The organism is Planomonospora sp. ID82291 (assembly GCF_015711645.1).
Classification (GTDB): domain Bacteria; phylum Actinomycetota; class Actinomycetes; order Streptosporangiales; family Streptosporangiaceae; genus Planomonospora.
On sequence record NZ_JABTEX010000009.1, the window covers coordinates 34,146 to 52,546 of the forward strand.

The 18,401-nt window shown below is 72.2% G+C and carries 10 protein-coding genes; 4 read left to right on the forward strand and 6 right to left on the reverse strand.

Translation table 11 applies throughout. The features are described 5' to 3' along the window. Positions 1-99 precede the first annotated feature (99 nt). Genes chrA through HS045_RS32245 form a run of 3 tightly spaced genes read right to left on the reverse strand, consistent with a single transcriptional unit; the run spans position 100 to position 6,331 of the window. Positions 100-1,260: a chromate efflux transporter gene (chrA, locus tag HS045_RS32235; protein ID WP_196455408.1), complete on the reverse strand. Its 1,161-nt coding sequence runs from the start codon at positions 1,258-1,260 to the stop codon at positions 100-102. Further along, on the reverse strand, positions 1,257-5,495 hold the full coding sequence (locus tag HS045_RS32240; RefSeq protein ID WP_230885221.1) for a HAMP domain-containing protein: 4,239 nt from the start codon (positions 5,493-5,495) through the stop codon (positions 1,257-1,259). Before HS045_RS32240 ends, chrA begins: the two co-directional genes overlap by 4 nt. Positions 5,496-5,527: 32 nt before the next feature. Next, a complete protein-coding gene (locus tag HS045_RS32245) occupies positions 5,528-6,331 on the reverse strand; it encodes a hypothetical protein (protein ID WP_196455409.1) in 804 nt (267 codons plus the stop codon). A gap of 486 nt (positions 6,332-6,817) precedes the next feature. Here HS045_RS32245 and HS045_RS32250 point away from each other — a divergent pair, with 486 nt between their 5' ends. Continuing rightward, positions 6,818-8,002, forward strand: a complete 1,185-nt coding sequence (locus tag HS045_RS32250; protein ID WP_230885204.1) for an FxsB family cyclophane-forming radical SAM/SPASM peptide maturase — start codon at positions 6,818-6,820, stop codon at positions 8,000-8,002. Then, entirely contained in the window at positions 7,999-9,318 is a 1,320-nt protein-coding gene (locus tag HS045_RS32255; protein WP_196455411.1) for an HEXXH motif domain-containing protein, read from the forward strand. The genes HS045_RS32250 and HS045_RS32255 overlap by 4 nt, the downstream gene beginning before the upstream one ends. A gap of 13 nt (positions 9,319-9,331) precedes the next feature. On the opposite strand, the gene fxsT is transcribed toward HS045_RS32255, so the two are convergent. Continuing rightward, positions 9,332-11,860, reverse strand: coding sequence for an FxSxx-COOH system tetratricopeptide repeat protein (fxsT, locus tag HS045_RS32260; protein ID WP_307827822.1), 2,529 nt, complete (start codon positions 11,858-11,860; stop codon positions 9,332-9,334). 407 nt (positions 11,861-12,267) lie between these two features. On the opposite strand from fxsT, the gene HS045_RS32265 reads away from it, so the two are divergent. Both HS045_RS32265 and HS045_RS36345 read left to right on the forward strand, forming a co-directional pair. Beyond that, the gene (locus HS045_RS32265) at positions 12,268-13,242 is read left to right on the forward strand and encodes an SIR2 family protein (RefSeq protein WP_196455413.1); all 975 of its coding nucleotides are present in this window, start codon (positions 12,268-12,270) and stop codon (positions 13,240-13,242) included. After that, a complete protein-coding gene (locus HS045_RS36345) occupies positions 13,239-15,248 on the forward strand; it encodes a tetratricopeptide repeat protein (RefSeq protein ID WP_196455414.1) in 2,010 nt (669 codons plus the stop codon). Before HS045_RS32265 ends, HS045_RS36345 begins: the two co-directional genes overlap by 4 nt. Here HS045_RS36345 and HS045_RS32275 read toward each other — a convergent pair. Continuing rightward, complete coding sequence (locus tag HS045_RS32275; protein WP_196455415.1) at positions 15,150-16,541, reverse strand: MFS transporter; 1,392 nt, start codon at positions 16,539-16,541, stop codon at positions 15,150-15,152. The genes HS045_RS36345 and HS045_RS32275 overlap by 99 nt on opposite strands. A gap of 427 nt (positions 16,542-16,968) precedes the next feature. Next, entirely contained in the window at positions 16,969-18,381 is a 1,413-nt protein-coding gene (locus HS045_RS32280) for an NAD(P)/FAD-dependent oxidoreductase (protein WP_196455416.1), read from the reverse strand. Between the last annotated feature and the right edge of the window lie 20 nt (positions 18,382-18,401).

Here is an 18,401-nt window from a genome sequence, read left to right on the forward strand (position 1 = left end):
CGGGAACGACGGATGGAAGGCGATCGTACCGGGCGCCGCCCGGAGGATGAAGATCTTCGGGCGCCGGACCCCCGCGCGGTCGCCGACCGCGCCGCGGCGTCATCCCGTGACGAGCGCCCGGACGAGGCCGACCGCGGCGGCGGCGGCGATGAACCAGGCGGTGTTGAGCCTGGTGCGCCACTGCAGGAGCAGGGCCGCCCCGGCCAGGCCGACGGTGAGCGGGTCGACGAACGCCTCGCCCGCCAGCTCGACCGTGACCCCCGCCATGAGGGCCAGCGCCGTGGCGTTGACCCCGTCCAGGAACGCCGAGGACCAGACCCGGTCGCGGATGCGGTCGACGATCCGGGTCAGCAGGGCGACGAAGGCGAACGAGGGCGCGAAGATCCCGACGGTCGCCAGGACCGCGCCGGGCAGCCCGGCGATCACGTACCCGAGGAAGGTCGCGGTGGTGAAGACCGGCCCGGGGGTGACCTGCCCGATGGAGACGGCGTCGAGCAGCTGGGTCCGGGTGATCCACCCGAGCCGCTCGGCGAAGTCGCCCTCCAGGAAGGCCAGCAGCACGTAGCCGCTGCCGTACAGCACCGAGCCGATCTTCAGGAAGGTCAGGAAGAGCTGCGCGAGCTGACCGCCGGTCGGGTCGGGGAGGTACGGCCCGGCGGGCAGCAGGGCGATCCCGCCGAGCCCGCCGGTCCCCCCGCCCGGCGGCCGGGCCGGCAGGGTGCGCACGGCCGTGACGAGCAGCCCGCCGGCCGCCAGCACGAGCAGCTCGTCGACCCCGAGCAGGTAGGCGGCGAACGCCGCCGCGGCGACGACCGCCGTCAGCGGCCCCTTGACCGCGGTCCGCAGCAGGCCGGCCAGGGCCCACACCACGATCGCCACGACCACCGGCTTGATCCCGTAGAGCAGCCCCTCGGCCGCCGGGGCCTGCCCGTGCCGGACGTAGGCCCAGGCCAGGGCGAGCACGACGGCGAACGCCGGGAGGATGAAGCAGACCCCGGCCACGACCAGCCCCCTGCCGCGGGCCCGCTCGTGGCCGAGATGGATGGCCAGCTCGGTGGAGTTCGGGCCCGGGATGAGGTTGGTCGCGCCCATCAGGTCGACGAAGCGCTCGTCGGAGACCCAGCCGCGCCGCCGTACCAGCTCCTCGCGCATCATCGCGATGTGCGCGGCCGGCCCGCCGAACCCGATCACCCCCAGCTTCAGGAAGACGGCGGCGACCTCCGCGAGGGTCCGGCCCCGTTCACCCGTCGGACGGCTCACACCCCGACCCATCGCTGCATCCGCGTGAGCAGGTCCTCGGCGTCGACCGGCTTGGTGACGTAGTCGGTCGCCCCCGCCGCCAGCGCCTTCTCCCGGTCGCCCTGCATCGCCTTGGCGGTGACCGCGATGATCGGCAGCTCCGCGAAGCGCGGCATCTTCCGGATGGCGGCGGTGGCCGCGTACCCGTCCATCTCCGGCATCATGATGTCCATCAGCACCAGGTCGACGTCCTCGTTGCGGGACAGCACCTCGATGCCCTTGCGCCCGTTCTCGGCGTAGAGCACCTGCATGCCGTGCAGCTCCAGGATGTTGGTCAGCGCGAACACGTTGCGGACGTCGTCGTCGACGACCAGGACCTTGCGGGTCGACAGGGCCGTGTCCGGCTCGCCGGCCTCCTGGGGCCGGACGTCCGGGCTGGACTGGACCAGGGGGAGCACGTCCCCGGGCTGCCGCGCCGACAGGTGCAGGGTGATGCGCTCGCGCAGCTCGTCGAGACTGGGCAGGCGCTCCAGCGGCTGGGTGGCCGAACGCCCCTGGAGCAGGTCCTCCTGCGGGCGGGAGAGCGTGCGGCTGTGGTGGGCGAGCACCGGCACCCCGCGCAGCGCCGGGCTCCGGTCGAGCCCGCGCAGGAACTCCGCCGCGGCGTCCTGCCGCATGCCCAGGTCGAGCACGATGCAGTGGTGGTCCTCCCGGGCCAGCGCGGCCAGGGCGGTGGCCGGGTCGTCCGTGGTGGACACGCGGACCTGCCCGTGCGTCTCGGGCAGGTCCGCCACCACGCTCTCGGCCAGCTGGGACAGCAGGCCGTTGACGCGGGACTCCACGACGAGCAGGCGGCGCACGTCCCCGCCGCCCGGCCGCTCGGCCTCCGGGCCGGCGATCAGAGCCGGAGCCGCCGGGACGCCCGGCGACACCGCGGCGCCGTCGGAGCCGGGACGGCCCGCCGCGGCGGTCCCGCTCTCCGGAAGCGGCAGGTACAGGCTGAAGGTGCTGCCCTTGCCGACGGAGCTGACCGCGCGGATCTCGCCGTTGAACAGCGCGGCGATCTCCCGGCTGATGGACAGCCCCAGCCCGGTCCCGCCGTACCGGCGACTGGTGGTCCCGTCGGCCTGCTGGAACGCGTCGAAGATCTGCGAGAGGTTCTCCTCGGCGATGCCGATGCCGGTGTCCACCACGTGGAAGACGAGGACCTCCTGGCCCTCCGAGCCCGGCGGCTCCATCCCGGCGGCGCGCTCGATGCGCAGGCCCACCGAGCCCTCCTCGGTGAACTTCACCGCGTTGGACAGCAGGTTGCGCAGGACCTGGCGCAGGCGCTGCTCGTCCACGAGCAGCTCCGCGGGCACCTCGGGGTCGACGGTGACGTCGAACCTGAGGCCCTTCTCCGTGGTCAGCGGGCGGAAGGTCGCCTCGACGTAGTCCAGGAGCTGCCGCAGCGGCAGCGGCTCCAGGCTGAGGTTCATCTTCCCCGCCTCGATCTTGGACAGGTCGAGGATGTCGTTGATCAGCTGGAGCAGGTCGGTGCCGGCGGAGTGGATGACGTTGGCGTACTCGACCTGCTTGGCGGTGAGGTTGCGGGTCGGGTTCTGGGCCAGCAGCTGGGCCAGGATGAGCAGCGAGTTGAGCGGGGTGCGCAGCTCGTGGCTCATGTTGGCCAGGAACTCGCTCTTGTACTTGGAGGCCAGGGCGAGCTGCTGGGCGCGGTCCTCCAGCTCCTGGCGCGCCTGCTCGATCTCCCGGTTCTTCGTCTCGATGTCGTGGTTCTGCCGGGCCAGCAGCTCCGCCTTGTCCTCCAGCTCGGCGTTGGAGCTCTGCAGCTCCTCCTGGCGGACCTGGAGCTCGGTGGCCAGCCGCTGCGACTCGGTCAGCAGGGCGTCGGTGCGGGCGTTGGCGACGATGGTGTTGACGTTGACGCCGATGGTCTCCACCAGCATCTCCAGGAAGGCCCGGTGCACCTGGGTGAAGCGGTTGAGGCTGGCCAGCTCGATCACGCCGAGCACCTGGTCCTCGAAGACGATCGGCAGCACGATCAGGTTGACCGGCGCGGCCGCCCCCAGGCTGGAGGAGACGGTGACGTACCCGCCGGCGACGTCCTCGGCGAGGATGGGGCGCCGGGCGAGCGCGGCCTGCCCGACCAGCGAGTCGCCGAAGCCGTGGCGGCGGGCGGTCTCCCGGTGGCCGTAGGTCCCGACCACCTGCAGCTCGGGCCCGGCCGGGCCCTCCTCGGCCAGCAGGAACGTGCCGTACTGGGCGGAGACCAGCGGGGCCAGCTCGTTCATCACCAGTTCGGCCACGACGGCCAGGTCCCGGTGGCCCTGCATCAGGCCGGAGATGCGCGCCAGGTTGGACTTGAGCCAGTCCTGCTCCTGGTTGGCCAGGGTGGTCTCGCGCAGGGACTTCACCATCGAGTTGATGTTGTCCTTGAGGTCGGCGAGCTCGCCCTCGGCGTCGACGGTGATCGAGCGGGTCAGGTCGCCCGAGGTCACGGCGCTGGTCACCTCGGCGATCGCGCGGACCTGGCGGGTCAGGTTGCCGGCCAGCTCGTTGACGTTCTCCGTCAGCCGCTTCCAGGTGCCCGAGACGCCCTCGACCTCGGCCTGGCCGCCCAGCCGGCCCTCGCTGCCGACCTCCCGGGCCACCCGGGTGACCTCCGCGGCGAAGGACGAGAGCTGGTCGACCATGGTGTTGATCGTCGTCTTCAGCGCCAGGATCTCGCCGCGGGCGTCCACGTCGATCTTCTTGTTCAGGTCGCCCTGCGCGACCGCGGTGGTGACCTGGGCGATGGAGCGCACCTGGCTGGTCAGGTTGTCGGCCATCGAGTTGACGTTGTCGGTGAGGTCCTTCCAGGTGCCGGCCACGTTGGGCACGCGGGCCTGGCCGCCGAGCTGCCCCTCGGTGCCGACCTCGCGGGCCACCCGGGTGACCTCGTCGGCGAAGGCGGACAGCGTGTCGACCATCGTGTTGATGGTCTGCGCCAGCGCGGCGACCTCGCCCTTGGCCTCGACGGTGATCTTCTGCGAGAGGTCGCCGCGGGCCACCGCCGTGGCCACCTGGGCGATGGAGCGCACCTGGCTGGTCAGGTTGGAGGCCATGACGTTGACGTTGTCGGTGAGGTCCTTCCAGGTGCCGGAGACCCCGCGGACGGTCGCCTGGCCGCCGAGGTTGCCCTCGGTGCCGACCTCGCGGGCCACCCGGGTGACCTCGTCGGCGAAGGCCGAGAGCTGGTCGACCATCGTGTTGATGGTCTCCTTCAGCTCCAGGATCTCGCCGCGGGCGTCCACCCGGATCTTCTGCGACAGGTCGCCCTTGGCCACCGCCGTGGTCACCTCGGCGATGCTGCGGACCTGGGCCGTGAGGTTGTCGGCCATCACGTTCACCGACTCGGTGAGCGCCTTCCAGGTGCCGGAGACGCCCTTGACGTCGGCCTGGCCGCCCAGCCGGCCCTCGGTGCCGACCTCGCGGGCCACCCGGGTGACCTCGTCGGCGAAGGAGGAGAGCTGGTCGACCATGGTGTTGATGGTGTTCTTCAGCTCCAGGATCTCGCCGCGCGCCGAGACCGTGATCCGCTGGGAGAGGTCGCCGCGGGCCACGGCCGTGGCCACCTGCGAGATGTTGCGGACCTGGTCGGTGAGGTTGCCCGCCATGTAGTTCACCGAGTCGGTGAGGTCGCGCCAGGTGCCGGAGACGCCCTTGACGTCGGCCTGGCCGCCGAGGTTGCCCTCGGTGCCGACCTCGCGGGCCACCCGGGTGACCTCGTCGGCGAAGGAGGAGAGCTGGTCGACCATGGTGTTGATGGTGTTCTTCAGCTCCAGGATCTCGCCGCGGGCGTCCACGGTGATCTTCTGCGAGAGGTCGCCCTTGGCCACCGCGGTGGTGACCTGGGCGATGGAGCGCACCTGACCGGTGAGGTTGCCCGCCATGGCGTTGACCGAGTCGGTGAGGTCCTTCCAGGTGCCCGAGACGCCGGGCACGTCGGCCTGGCCGCCGAGCTGCCCCTCGGTGCCGACCTCGCGGGCGACGCGCGTCACCTCGGAGGTGAACAGCGACAGCTGGTCCACCATGCCGTTGAAGACCGTGGCGATCTCCTGCAGCAGTCCGTCGCCCTCACCGGGCAGGCGGGTGCCGAAGTCGCCGTCGCGCACGGCGGTGAGCCCGGCGAGGAGCCGGCGCAGGTCCAGTTCGTCCACGCCGGAGGCGGTCGCGGCCCCGTTCTTCACGAGGCCGTCGGCGATCTCAACCATGTCCACCATCGCTTGTCTCGACGGGCAAGAGGTCAGGCAATGGTAAGGCCGGAACGGTCCCGGCGGGATTCCGCCCCGGCCTCCCGCGCCCGTTCCCCGGCCCGTTCCCCGGCCCGTTCCGCGGCTTTTCCCGCCCGTTCCCCGGTCCGTTCCCCGGATCGGGCGCGCCCCCGCCGCGAACCGGCGTAGGCCGCCTCGCGCACCCGCAGGAGCAGGGCGGGGAAGCGCAGCGCCGGGTGGCGGTTCAGCATCGGGTCGAACGCGGCGAACTCCTCGTCCGGGAGCACGGTGTGCAGGCTCAGCCGGGCGAACGGCCGCCGGCGGCCCTCGACGCCGAGGACGAAGTCCAGCGGGGCCGCCGCGACGGTCTCGGCGATCGCGCCGGGGTCGGCGGAGCGCGCACGGGTGCGGTCGGCCGTCACGGCCAGGAACCGGATCCGCCCGGACCCGTGCCGGTAGGGGATCAGCGTGGAGAAGACACCGGAGCCGAACCCGGTGCTCGGGAAGGGCAGCCACCGGGGCCGGCCCCTCGTGGCCAGCAGCAGGTCGAGGACGCCGCCGGGCGCCTGCTCGCACGGGAGCCGTACGGCCAGGCCGAGCACGTCGGGCAGGCCGCCGGGCAGGGAGGCCCCCTTGGAGAGCCGTACCAGGGCCTGCCGCTCCCCGGGCTCGTCGAGGACGGGGACGCCGAGGCGGGGGCCGGCGTGGTCGAGGACGCGGAAGGCGGCGCGGAAGAACCGCCCCCGGGTGTGGACCGCGCGGCCGCCGCGCAGCGCCGCCACGCGGCGGAACAGCGAGGGGACGACACCGGTCTGGTCAGGTGAGCAAGAGGTCATGCCCCCCACCTACCCCGGCGACCGGATCACAGCGGGCCGTGCCGGAATCGGTGCTGGAATCCGTGCCGGGGCCGCGCGGGGCGGTGCCGTGCGGGGCCGGGTGGATCCCGTGGCGCGCGGGACCGCACCGCGGGAGAGCCGGGATCAGGCCCGCAGCGGCCGTGGATCTTCAGGACGAGCCGGCGGAACGGAGCCGGCCGCCGGCCTCCGGCCATCGGTTCCCCGGCATCGAGGGTCGACGGCCCCGCGCGCACCGCTGATCGGCCTCCGTGTTGAGACCACGTCATGCAGCCGCAGGACAGGGGAGCCGTCCCGGCGGCGCAGGATGTTGTCGTAACGGTGCGTGATGGTTCGAACGCGGCCGGTCTGAATCTTGACTATCGACACGAATTCAGGCGAAATAGAAAATGGCGCAAGAGAGGTGTGCCGCGGTTGCCAAAAGAACCCGAAACCGAAAATCTGCCACCCGAAAACATGTTTCCGGCAATGCTCGACGTGGACGGATTGCTGGCCTCGGGATGGCGGCCGTCGGCCTTCCAGCAGTTCATCCTGAAGATCCACAGCCGCTGCGACCTGGCCTGCGCGTACTGCTACATGTACGAGATGGCGGACCAGTCGTGGAGGGCCCAGCCGCGCCGCATGTCGGAGGCGATCGCCGACCGGGTGGCGCGGCGGATCGCCGAGCACGCGCTGGGCCACGACCTCGCCGAGGTGGAGGTGATCCTCCACGGCGGGGAGCCGCTCCTGGCGGGACCGGAGTTCATCTCCCACGCCGTGCATGCGATCAGGGCGGCGGCCGCCGACGTCGGGACGCGGGTGCACCTGGCGGTGCAGACCAACGGGGTCCGGCTCGACGAGACCTTCCTGCGGCTGTTCGACGCCCTGGAGGTCCGTGTGGGCGTGAGCCTGGACGGTGACGAGGAGGCCCAGGACCGCCACCGGCGCTTCGCCGGCGGGCGGGGGAGCCACGCGGCGGTCTCCCGCTCCCTCCGCAGGCTTGCCTTCGGCCGCTTTCACCACCTCTTCAGCGGCCTGCTCTGCACGATCGACGTCCGGAACGACCCCCTGGCCACCTATGAGGCGCTGCTCGCCTTCGACCCGCCCGCCGTTGACTTCCTGCTCCCGCACGGCAACTGGTCCTCGCCGCCGCCCTTCCGCGACCCGGAGTCGATCGCCACTCCGTACGCCGACTGGCTGATCCCGATCTTCGACCGCTGGTACGGCGCCCCCGCCGAGGAGACGGAGATCCGGCTGTTCACCGAGATCATGCGCCTGCTGACCGGGCGACCCTCGCGGACGGAGACGGTCGGGCTGTCACCGGTGCGGATGGCCGTCGTCGAGACGGACGGCAGCATCGAGCAGTCGGACATCCTCAAGTCCAGCTATCACGGAGCCACCGCGACCCGCATGCACGTCCTGCGCAACTCCTTCGACGAGGTGCTCGCCCACCCGGCGATAGCGGCCCGGCAGATCGGCGAGCTCGCGCTGGCGCGAACCTGCCTCGAATGCGACCTCGTCCGGGTCTGCGGCGGCGGGCTCTACGCCCACCGCTACAACACCGGCACCGGGTTCCTGGCGCCCTCGGTCTACTGCCCCGACCTCTACCGGCTCATCACCCACATCCACGCCACCCTCGCCCGGGACGTCGCCCTGCTGAAGGGAAGCCGATGAGACTCTTCACCCGGCCGCTCTCCGGGACGGTCCTGGCGGAACTGGCGGCAGGAGGGGGCGGTGCCGCGGCCGTACGCGAACTGGCGGCGGCGCAGCACCTGAAGAACCTGCTACTGCTGCGCGGGGTCGTCGAGGAGGCGGCGGCGGCCCGGCACCCCCGTGCCGAGCTGGCGGCCGAGGCCTACGGGCTCCTGTCGGACATGGAGAACCGCGCGGCGGACCGGGTCGGGCGGGTGCTGCGCCATCCGGCGGCCGGGGCGTGGGCGTGGCGGACCTACCGGTCGCTGAGCCGGCGGACCGGTGAGGAGGATCCCGGGAGGCTGGGCGCGCTGGCGCTCTCGGCCGCGATCGGCTCGCGGACCGCGTGCGAGCTCCGGCTGCCCGTCGCGGGCGGGGACGTCATGCTGCCGTCCCTGGGCCTGCTCACCCTGCCCGCCGAGCTCGGGGCGGTGGCCGACGTCGCCGTACGGCCGGACGGCACCGGGGACGGCGACGGCGACGGAGCCGAACTCCGCTTCGGCCGGTTCACGGTCCGGGTCGACCCCCACCGGGACGGGCCGGGCTGGCAGGCGCTGCACCGGCTGGCGGTGAGGCCGGGATTCAGCCTGGTCGTCGACGACCTGGACCCGTACCGGTGGGCGGTGGCCGACGTCGTCGAGCCGAGGCTGAGCGCGGAGCGGCGCGGTTGGTGGCAGTCGTGCCTGCGGGACGCCTGGCGCATCCTGACGGCCCACCACGGTACCGTCGCCGAGGAGGTCGCCGCGGCGACCCGCGTCCTCACCCCGATCCAGGCGCCCGCCTGCGGCCAGAACAGCGCGACGTCCCGGGAGACGTTCGGGACCATGGCGCTCTCGGAGCCCCGCCACGGGCTCGGATTCGCGGAGACCTTCGCCCATGAGGTCCAGCACGCCAAGCTGACCGCCCTGACCGACATGGTCGATCTCACGCTGCCGGACGACGGTCGGCGTCACTACGCACCCTGGCGGCCCGACCCGCGGCCTGTCTACGGACTGCTGCAGGGCGCTTACGCCTACCTCGGCGTGGCAGGGTTCTGGCAGCGGCAGCGGCGGTTCGAGAGCGGGGAGGAGGGCTTCCGGGCCGAGGTGGGGTTCGCGCGCTGGCGGGAGGGCGCCCATCTCGTCACCGGCACGCTCCAGGCCAGCGGGTGCCTGACCGAGCGGGGACAGGAGTTCGTCGCCGTGATGAGGGGGACGCTGGAGCGGCTGCTCGCGGAACCGGTGGACCCCGCGGCGGCGGCGCAGGCACGACGTGAGGCCGACCGGCACCGCGAGGAGTGGACCAGGCGGAACGCCTGACCGCGGTGCCCGGTCAGATCGGCGGCGGGTCGAAGTCGGTGTCGATGCGCAGGCCGGCGACCGCCGCGAGGATGTCGGGCTGGACCGACGCCAGCGGGCTGTACTCGTAGCGCTCCAGGGTCTCGGTCCGGAGCCGCTCCGCCTCCTTCTCCGCACCGGCGGCCCGCAGGTCGAGCGAGAGGTTGGCGGCGCACAGCAGTGAGAGGTAGTGCTCCTCGCCGAAGAGCCCGTGGAGTCGTCGGAGGGTGTCCTCGCCGAGCTCCCGCGCCCTGGCGGTCTCGCCCAGGAGCGCGAGGTCCGTCGCGAGGTTGACGGCGCAGGCCAGTGAGTAGTTGTGCGTCCGGCCGACCGTGGCGGTCAGCCTCTCCAGGGCCGCCTCGTCGATGGCCCTGGCGGTCTCGGTGTCTCCGCGCAGCCGGCACAGGATCGCGAGGTTGCTCCGGCAGGCCTGGGTGTACGGGTGGTCCTCGCTGTAGACCCGGGGATAGCGGAGCACGGTCTCCTGCGCGATGGCGAACGCCTCGTCGAGTTCGCCGGTCGTGCGCAGGGCGTTGGAGAGGTTGACCGCGGCGGCCATGGTGTCGGGATGCTCGTTACCGAAGAGCCGCTGGAACCGCGCGTGCGCGTCGCGGGCCATGGCCAGCGCCTCGGGGAGATCGCCGGCCCTGCGCCGGGCGATGGACAGGTCCTTGGCGGTGAGCAGGGTGACGGGATGGTCGGGACCCAGTTCCTGGACGCCGTAGGCATGCGCCTCGTCGCCCAGGTCGCATGCCTCGGCGTAGTCTCCGCAGAGCCGCACGACGCGGGCCAGGCCGTTCCACGACAGCAGGAAGGAGGACTTGCTGATCCCCTGGGTCGCGTCGCTCTGCTCCAGGTAGGTCTCCTGCTGCAGCGTCCGGGCGAGCATGTAGTCGCTGGTGAGGCCGTAGTCGAGGGCGAGGTTGTTCATCACGCGCAGGGTGGACGGGTGGGTCGGTCCCAAGGTCTGCTCGTGGGCCTGCCGGGACTCCTCGTCGAGTTCGCGGGCCCTCATGAACTCCCCTCGGGCGCGCAGGGAGGCGCCGAAGGCGTTGGTCATCGACAGGGTCTCGGGATGCCGCGGTCCGAAGACCTCGTGCATGAGTTCCAGGGTCTCCCTGCCGAGGTCGTAGTCCTCGGCGTACCTACCGAGTCCGCGCAGCACGTTGCCCAGGTGCTTGCGCGCGATCAGCACGTCGGGGTGCCGGGGCCCGCTGCTCTCGGACCACCTGCCGATGAAGTCCTCCGCGAAGGTGAGGGCCGACTGGTAGTTGCCCGCCTGGTACAGGTAGCGGACGATGTTCAAAGCGAACCTGCGCACCACGGGCTCGGTGCTCTCGGCGAGCTCCGAAGGGGCGACGTGGCCCACCAGCTCCTCGAACTGGCGCCATCTCGTGCTGTCGTCCGGGTCGGGCGGTGCGCTGCCGGCCAGCAGCAGGTGGACCTCCCGCCGCGCCGTCCGCTGCTCCTCACCGGACAGGCCGTCGCGCAGGAGCGCCTGAACGAGGCGGTGGACCTGGATGGTGCGTGTCTCGGGCTCGATCCTGGCGAGGGCGAAACGCCGCAGCTCGCTCAGGGCCTTGGCCAGCAGGATGGGATCGGACAGGATCGAGCTCAGCAGCGGGTCGGCCTTCTCCCCGGCACCGCGGCCGATGGTCCGCCCGCCCCGGCGGAAGATGTCACGCGGGATGGGCTCGGGACCGAAGAACGCGCAGCACCGCAGGATCCTGACGGCCTCGGGGAGCCGGTCCTGCAGCATGGAGACCGAGACCTGCCAGGCGGCCGTCATCGACAGGGGGTAGCCCGACGCCTTGTTCGCGCCGAGCAGCCGGCCGGTCTGCTCGTCGAGCTGCTCGATGTACTCGTCGACCGACATGCCGGTCTCGTACTGGAGCGCTCCGGCCTGCTCCAGCGCGAGGGGCAGGTCGCCGAGCTTCTCCGCGAGCCGGGAGGCGTCCTCGTCCGAGATCTCCCTCCGCAGCCGCCTGCGGAGGAACTCCACGCTCTCCTCGCGCTCGAACACGTCGACCTGGAGCGTCTCGAAACGGTCCTCCCAGTCGGGGTTGCGCGAAGTGATCAGTACGTGCCCGGGCCCGAGCGGGATGAACTCCTCGATCCTGGCGGGGTCCTCGGCGTTGTCGAAGATCAGCAGCCAGCGGCGGTACGGCTCGCCGCTCTGCAGCGCCCTGCGCACCGCCTCGGCCGTCTCCTCCACACCGGTGGTCGCGGCGCTCGGCAGGCCGAGGTGGGGCGCCATCATGGCCAGCGCCGACGGCACCAGGACGCGTTGGTCGGCGGGGATCCACCAGACCAGGTCGTAGTGGGACCGGTAGCGCCAGGCGTACTCGATGGCCAGGTGGGTCTTGCCGACGCCGCCCAGGCCCTGGAGCGCCTGGGGCTGGGGGACGACGGCGGTCACGGTGCTGATGCCCCGGCGGAGCCGGGTGAGGAGCTCCTCGCGGCCGGTGAAGTTCCTGTTGCGCGGCGGCACTTTCTCCCAGACCTCGGGCGACCGCTCAGGCACCGCGTTCACCGTGTGAGAAAGCTCCGCCACCTGAGGCCTCCACCCTGTGAGCCGAAACGATCCTTCGGCCATCCTAAAGGTTGATTGACGAAGGGGAGTGTCACAGAATGATTTAAACCCCGGTGGCAGGATCCCGGAGCGATCGGAGGACGGGGTGGCCGCATTGTTTTCGGGCCGGCCGTAACGACGGGACGGTCCGAGAAAGTGGAGGAGTGATCATGCGTGAAAATGAGACAGGATGCAAGCCTGCAGAAGTCCTCGTCGGTCGCGACAGGCTGCCCCTGCTGTCCCTGGAAGACATCCAGGGAATCGACAATCCCGTCTTGGGCAGGATGCTGCAGTCGCTCCTCCAGGATGATCGACCTCCACTGGCGGGGTTCAATTCCGTCATATGATCCCGCCGGGCATTGACCGGGCCAATAGAGTCGTACGGCATCGGCCCGTGGTCCGCCGGGCCCGCGGTCGACGAGGTGGTGCCGTGCGTGTACGACATGGGTGACGCCGAATGGGAGCGTTTGATCTACCAGCTGAGAAGCGGGGACTGCACGCCTTTCCTGGGGTCGGGGGCGTGCGTGGGCACCCTGCCGACCGGAACGGCGCTCAGCCGGAAAATGGCCCGCCGCTGGGGATATCCCTACGGGGACGACCACGACCTCCCCCGGGTGGCGCAGTTCGGAGCGATCAAATACGGCGACGCCGTCCATGTCAAAAGACTGGTCTGCGACGAGCTGGACGCGGCGGATCCCCCGGATTTCCTCCATCCGCTGGAACCGCACGGGCTGCTGGCGGAGTTCCCGCTCCCGGTGTACCTGACGACCAACTACGACGACTTCATCTTCCGCTCCCTGAAAGCGGTGGGGAAACGCCCGAACACGGCCGTCTGCCCGTGGAACAAGGACATCGCCTACGCCGAGAAGCTGTTCAGCAACGAGGCCGGGTGGAACCCCCAGCCGGACACGCCGCTCATCTACCACCTGCACGGCAACCTGCAGGACCCGACGTCGATCGTGCTGGCCGAGGACGACTACCTGGAGTTCCTCACCAGCCTCGCGGCCGAGGGCGTCGCGGGCAGCCAGCGGATGCTGCCCACCTCGATCCTCGCGGCGCTGACCCGGCGCCCCCTGTTGTTCATCGGCTACAGCCTGCAGGACTGGACGTTCCGCGTCCTGTTCCGCGGGCTGCTGCGGGCGGTCCCCGGCATCAACCGGCGCAGGCACATCAGCGTGCAGCTCGCCCCCTCGCTCGACACCAGCAAGGCGGACGTGAAGGACGTGCAGCGGCAACTGGCGAGATACTACGAGGACTGGCGGATCTCCATCTTCTGGGGGACCGCCGAGGAGTTCTGCATGGAGCTGCGGCGGCGGATGGGGGCGATGTCGTGAGCCCGGGTGACGTCCGCCCGGCGCAGGCGGTCGAACCGTACGTGGGGTTGCGGGCGTTCCGGCGGGAGGACGGCGCCCGGTTCTTCGGGCGGGCCAGGGAGTCGCACGAGATCGCCGACCTCTGGCAGGCCAACCGCCTGACCATCCTCTACGGCCCTTCGGGGGTGGGCAAGACCTCGCTCATCCAGGCCGGCGTGCTCCCGCTGATGGATCCGACCACGGTCGACATCCTGCCGATCGGCCGCGTGTCGCACGGCTCCCCCTTCCCCTCCGCCGCGCTCTCGCAGCACAACCCGCACGTCTTCGCCCTGCTGTCGTCGTGGTCCCCGGAGGAGACGCCCACGCGGCTGGCCGGCCTGACGCTCCGCGGGTTCCTGCGGCGCAGGCCGTCCCGGCAGGACCCGTACGGGGATCCGGTGCTGACCCTGGCCGCGATCGACCAGGCGGAGGAGCTGTTCGGCGACCTCGCCCACCGCCAGCCGTACCGGGAATGGTTCATCGACCAGCTCGTGGAGGCGCTGGACGAGGATCCGCACCTGCGCCTGCTCGTGTCGATCCGCGAGGACTACCTGGCCGCGATCCTTCCCTACGAGCCCAAACTGGCCGGCATGCCCCGGGGCCGCTTCCCGCTCGCCGCGCTCGACACGGCGGCGGCGGTGCGGGCGACGGAGGGTCCGCTGGAGGGCACCGGCCGGTCCTTCGCGCCGGGAGCCGCCGAAGGGCTGGTGGAGGACCTGCGCAGGATCCGGGTGGGAACGGCGCTCGGGGAGGAGGTCGTGGCCGACGCGAAGGTGGTCGAGCCCGTCCAGCTCCAGGTCGTCTGCTCCGCCATGTGGCGCTCCCTTCCCGCCGACGTACGGGTCATCACCGCCGAGCACGTGCGCCGCTTCGCCGACGCCGACCGGTCGCTCACCGGCTTCTTCGAACGGATGATCGCCGAGGTGGCCCGCGACCACCTCGGCGGGGACACCGACCGCCTGCGGACCTGGCTGCGCCGCAACTTCATCACGGAGCACGGCAGGCGCGAGATCGTCTACCAGGGCGAGACCCTCACGGCCGGGGAGCCGAACCGCGTGGTCAGGGCGCTGGTGGAGCGCCACATCCTGCGGGAGGACCTCCGGGCGGGCGCGCGCTGGTGCGAGCTCTCGCACGAGCGGCTCATCCAGCCCATCCTCCAGCACGGCCGCGCCGCCGAGCCGGTCGAGAGCCGGGCCACACCGGACGAGTACCTGCGCGCCGCCGAGCTGGCCTTCCGCGACGGCGAGTTCGGGCTGGCCGCGAAACAGGCGGAGGAGGCGCTGAGCAGGTGCGGGGACGACACGTGGCTCCGCGCGGAGATCGAGTCCTTCCTCGGCAACGTCGCGCACCGGCGCGAGGACTTCGAGAAGGCGGTCGCGCACTACCGCACGGCCGCGGTCCTGTTCGAGACGCTGGGCGCGACCACCGCGGTGGGCCGGCTGCTCGCCGGGATCGGGCGGCTCCGACTGGCGCAGGGGCGGCCCGCGGTCGCCGTGCAGGAGCTGTACTCCGCGATCCGCCGGGTCCCCGGCGACACCGCCATCCAGACCGAACTCGCCTGGGCGCTGTGGTACGGCGGGCACCCCGACGCGGCGAGGGACGTCCTCAACGACGCCCTCGCCCGGGAGGGGGACGCCGCGGAGGCGCTGCGCGCGCGGGGGGAGATCCTGGCCGATCTCGGCCGGACGGCGGAGGCCCTGCACGACCTCGAACGGGTCCGGCCGCTGCAGTGGCCGTCCACCCGGGCCGCCTACGCCCTCGCGCTCGCCTCCGGAGGGCGGGCCGCCGAGGCGGACCGGGAGATCACGGCCGTGCTGGCCGAAGCGGGCGACCACGGCCCCGTCCTGCTGTACGCGGCCAGGGTCAGGGAACTGGCCGGTGACGCCCCCTCAGCGGCCGGTCTGGCTCGGCGTGCGAAGGCCGCGGTGGCTCCGCGGCTTCCTCCGCACCTGACCGCAGAGGCGGACCGCCTGGCGGAACAGGTCTGACCGGCGGCAGGCCGGTTCGGGGGCGGGTGGGACCCGGCCCTCCGGCCGGCTGCGGATCCGTCCGGGGGCGGGTGGCCCGGCGGAGGCGGACCGCCTCCGCCGGACCTTCCGGAGCGCGACCGCCGCGGACACGAGCAGGGTGGTGCCGGACATGGCGAGGAACAGGCTCGTCGTCGCCGCCGCCACCCCCACCGCGGAGACGAGGAACCCGCCGAGCGGTGCCGCCAGGCACACGGCGCCGTGCGTGGTGAACCGGTGCACGCTGACCACCCGGGCGAGCTTGCCCTCGGCGACCCGATCGATCTCGAAGGCCCTGACGGACATGTTGCTGAGCGCTCCGGCGCACCCCATCAGGAACAGCGCGGCGCCGAAGAAGACGGGGGACCCGCCCCCGACCGGGATGAGGAGGGCGAACGTCCATATCCACATGTGGGCGAAGAGCAGGATCTCCCGGGGACGCCCGAGCGGCGCCAGACGCGGTGCCAGTAGCCGATGCCGGAGCAGGCGCCGCAGCGGAGGCGCCAGAGCCGACCCGAACACCCCGCCCAGACCGCTGGCGGCGAGGATCAGGCCGACCTTCAGAGGAGAGCGGGTCACCGTGCCGGCGACGAAGATGATGATCAGCATATTGCTCATCAGGTTCGTGAACGTGGTCAGCACCATGGCGTCGCGCAGGAAGCGGTGGCTTCTCAGCTCCCCGACGCCGGCTGTCATCTCCTGGAGGAACGGCAGTCTCCCGCCCGTGGGGACCGCCGTCCGCGGGGCACGGCGTTCCTTCCCTCCCGACAGGGTGAGCACGGCGATGAGCGAGGCGAAGAAAAGTAGGGCGTTCATCACGAACGGCACGTAGTGGCCGAGTCCGAACAGGAACCCTCCCACAGGCCTGGCGGTCATCACCGCGATGTGGGAGTTCGTCTCGCTCGTGGCCAGCATGCCGACGAGGCTCGCCCGGGGGACGGCGGACCGGATCAGAGCCGTCTCCGCCAGCGAGTAGACGACCCAGAAGGCGCCCTCCACGAAAGCGGCTGCCAGCAGGTGGGGGAGGGTCGTCCTCCCGAAGAGCACGGCCAGGAACACGCTCGTCACCGCCAGCAGACGGGCCGCCTCGGTGGCCACCATGACGGCGCGCGCGGTCATCCGATCGACGAGGAGGCCGGCCGGGATATAGAAGAGCAGGGTCGGAAGGGTCAGGGCGAAACCGACCCAGCCGACGTGCACCGGTGACTTCGTCAGCGACAGGGCCAGCAGCGGGTAGGTGACCCCCAGGGTCCGGAACCCCACCGTCGAGGACATCGAACCCGCGCAGATGCGGAGCAGGTCCCACCGCGACCGGATCTCCGCCTCTCGGAGCCCGCCGGAGGGCGGCGGTCCCTCCGATGGGCGGGGCTCATCGGACCGCGGGGTGCCCGGAGCCGCGAGGGGCGTCCCAGGCTCCGTTCCCACGATCCGTTCGTCCCCTCTGCTCCTGCCGGCGTCGTCGGGAACAGCCCATCGTGAAGAACGGAGGGGAGAGCTGTAGCGACCCTCGTTGCCGGAGGGAAAATGGTGGCTCTTTGGGCAGCCGACTACCAGGGGGAAGCCGTGCCCCGACGATCGCTCCGGGTCGCCCGCGGGCAGCAGCATAGCGCTGGTCGTGGTCTTCCGCGACGCCGTCGGCGACTCCCCTCCTGCGGTGCTCCCCGGGAAGGGGAAGGGGCGGCATGCCGTATCGGCCGGGAGGTCACAGGCCGTAGGCCTCCAGCAGGCGCAGCCAGATCTCGCTGACCGTCGGGAACGACGGCACCGCGTGCCAGAGCCGCTCCAGCGGCACCTCGGCGGTGACCGCGATCGTGGCGGCGTGCAGCAGCTCGGCCGCGCCGGGACCGGCGAAGGTCACGCCCAGCAGCACCCGCCGCTCGGTGTCCACCACCGCCTTGGCGCGGCCCCGGTAACCGTCGCCGAGCAGGTAGGCGCCGCTCACCGCGCCCAGGTCGTACTCGACCGCGCGGACCGGGAATCCCTCCGCGCGGGCGCGGGCCTCGGTCCGGCCGACCGCGCAGACCTGCGGGTCGGTGAAGACGACCTGCGGCGCGCCGTAGCCGCCCGCCAGGTCCCGCAGCGCCGGCAGGTCGTCGGGCTCGCCCTTGGCCCGCGCGGCGATGACGTCGCCGCAGATCCGGGCCTGGTACTTGCCCATGTGGGTGAGCAGGTCGCGGCCGTTGACGTCGCCCACGGCGTACAGCCAGCCGCCGTCGACACCGGTGGCGCGCATGCCGTCGTCGACGGCCACGGGCCGGTCGCCGGCCAGCCCCACGCTCTCCAGGCCGAGGCCGGCGACGGCGGGCCGGCGGCCGGTGGCCACCAGCAGCTCGTCGGCCTCGACCGGCGGGCCCGACGACAGGTGCACGGTCACCGGCCCGCCCGGCACGGGCCGCTCCACCCGCGTCACCTCCGCGCCGGTCCGCACGGTGATGCCGGAGGCGGCGAACGACTCGGCCACCAGCCCGGAGGCGAACGGCTCCAGCCGTTCCAGCAGCCGGCCCCCGCGCACCAGCACGGTGGTCTCGGCCGCGCCGAGCCCGTGCATCGCCTGCGCCATCTCGCAGGCGACCACGCCACCGCCGATCACGGCCAGCCGTTCCGGGACCGCCTCGGCGGCGGTGACCTCGTGGCTGGTCCACGGCCGCGCCTCGGCCAGGCCCGGCACCGGCGGGACCACGGCGCGGCTCCCGGTGGCCAGCACGACCGCGTGCCGGGCGGTCAGCGACCGCGAGGTCCCGTCGGGCAGGTCCACCCGGACCCGCCGGGGGCCGTCCAGCCGTCCCCGCCCCCGCACGAACTCCGCCGGCACACCCGCGATCCACTCGACCTGACCGGCGTCGCTGTAGTGGGAGACGGCCTCGTCCCGGCGTGCCAGCACGGCCGCGGCGTCGATCGGGCCGACCTCCAGGCCGGGCACCCGGCGGGCCTCGGCGGCCAGCTCGACCGGGCGGAGCAGGGCCTTGCTGGGGATGCACGCCCAGTAGGAGCACTCGCCGCCGGCCAGGTTCTCCTCCACGATCGCGGCGCTCAGCCCGCCCCGCACGGCCCTGTCCGCGACGTTCTCACCGGCCGGTCCGGCACCGATCACGATCACGTCGAACTCGTCCGCCACCACTGCCTCCTGTCGGGAAC

Excerpts from the sequence above, each read along its gene's own strand:
- HS045_RS32245 (WP_196455409.1), bottom strand. The coding sequence starts at position 6,331 with ATGACCTCTTGCTCACCTGACCAGACCGGTGTCGTCCCCTCGCTGTTC.
- HS045_RS32255 (WP_196455411.1), top strand. The coding sequence starts at position 7,999 with ATGAGACTCTTCACCCGGCCGCTCTCCGGGACGGTCCTGGCGGAACTG.
- HS045_RS32275 (WP_196455415.1), bottom strand. The coding sequence starts at position 16,541 with ATGTCCTCGACGGTGGGGTTCCGGACCCTGGGGGTCACCTACCCGCTG.
- HS045_RS32250 (WP_230885204.1), top strand. The coding sequence starts at position 6,818 with ATGCTCGACGTGGACGGATTGCTGGCCTCGGGATGGCGGCCGTCGGCC.
- HS045_RS32240 (WP_230885221.1), bottom strand. The coding sequence starts at position 5,495 with ATGGTTGAGATCGCCGACGGCCTCGTGAAGAACGGGGCCGCGACCGCC.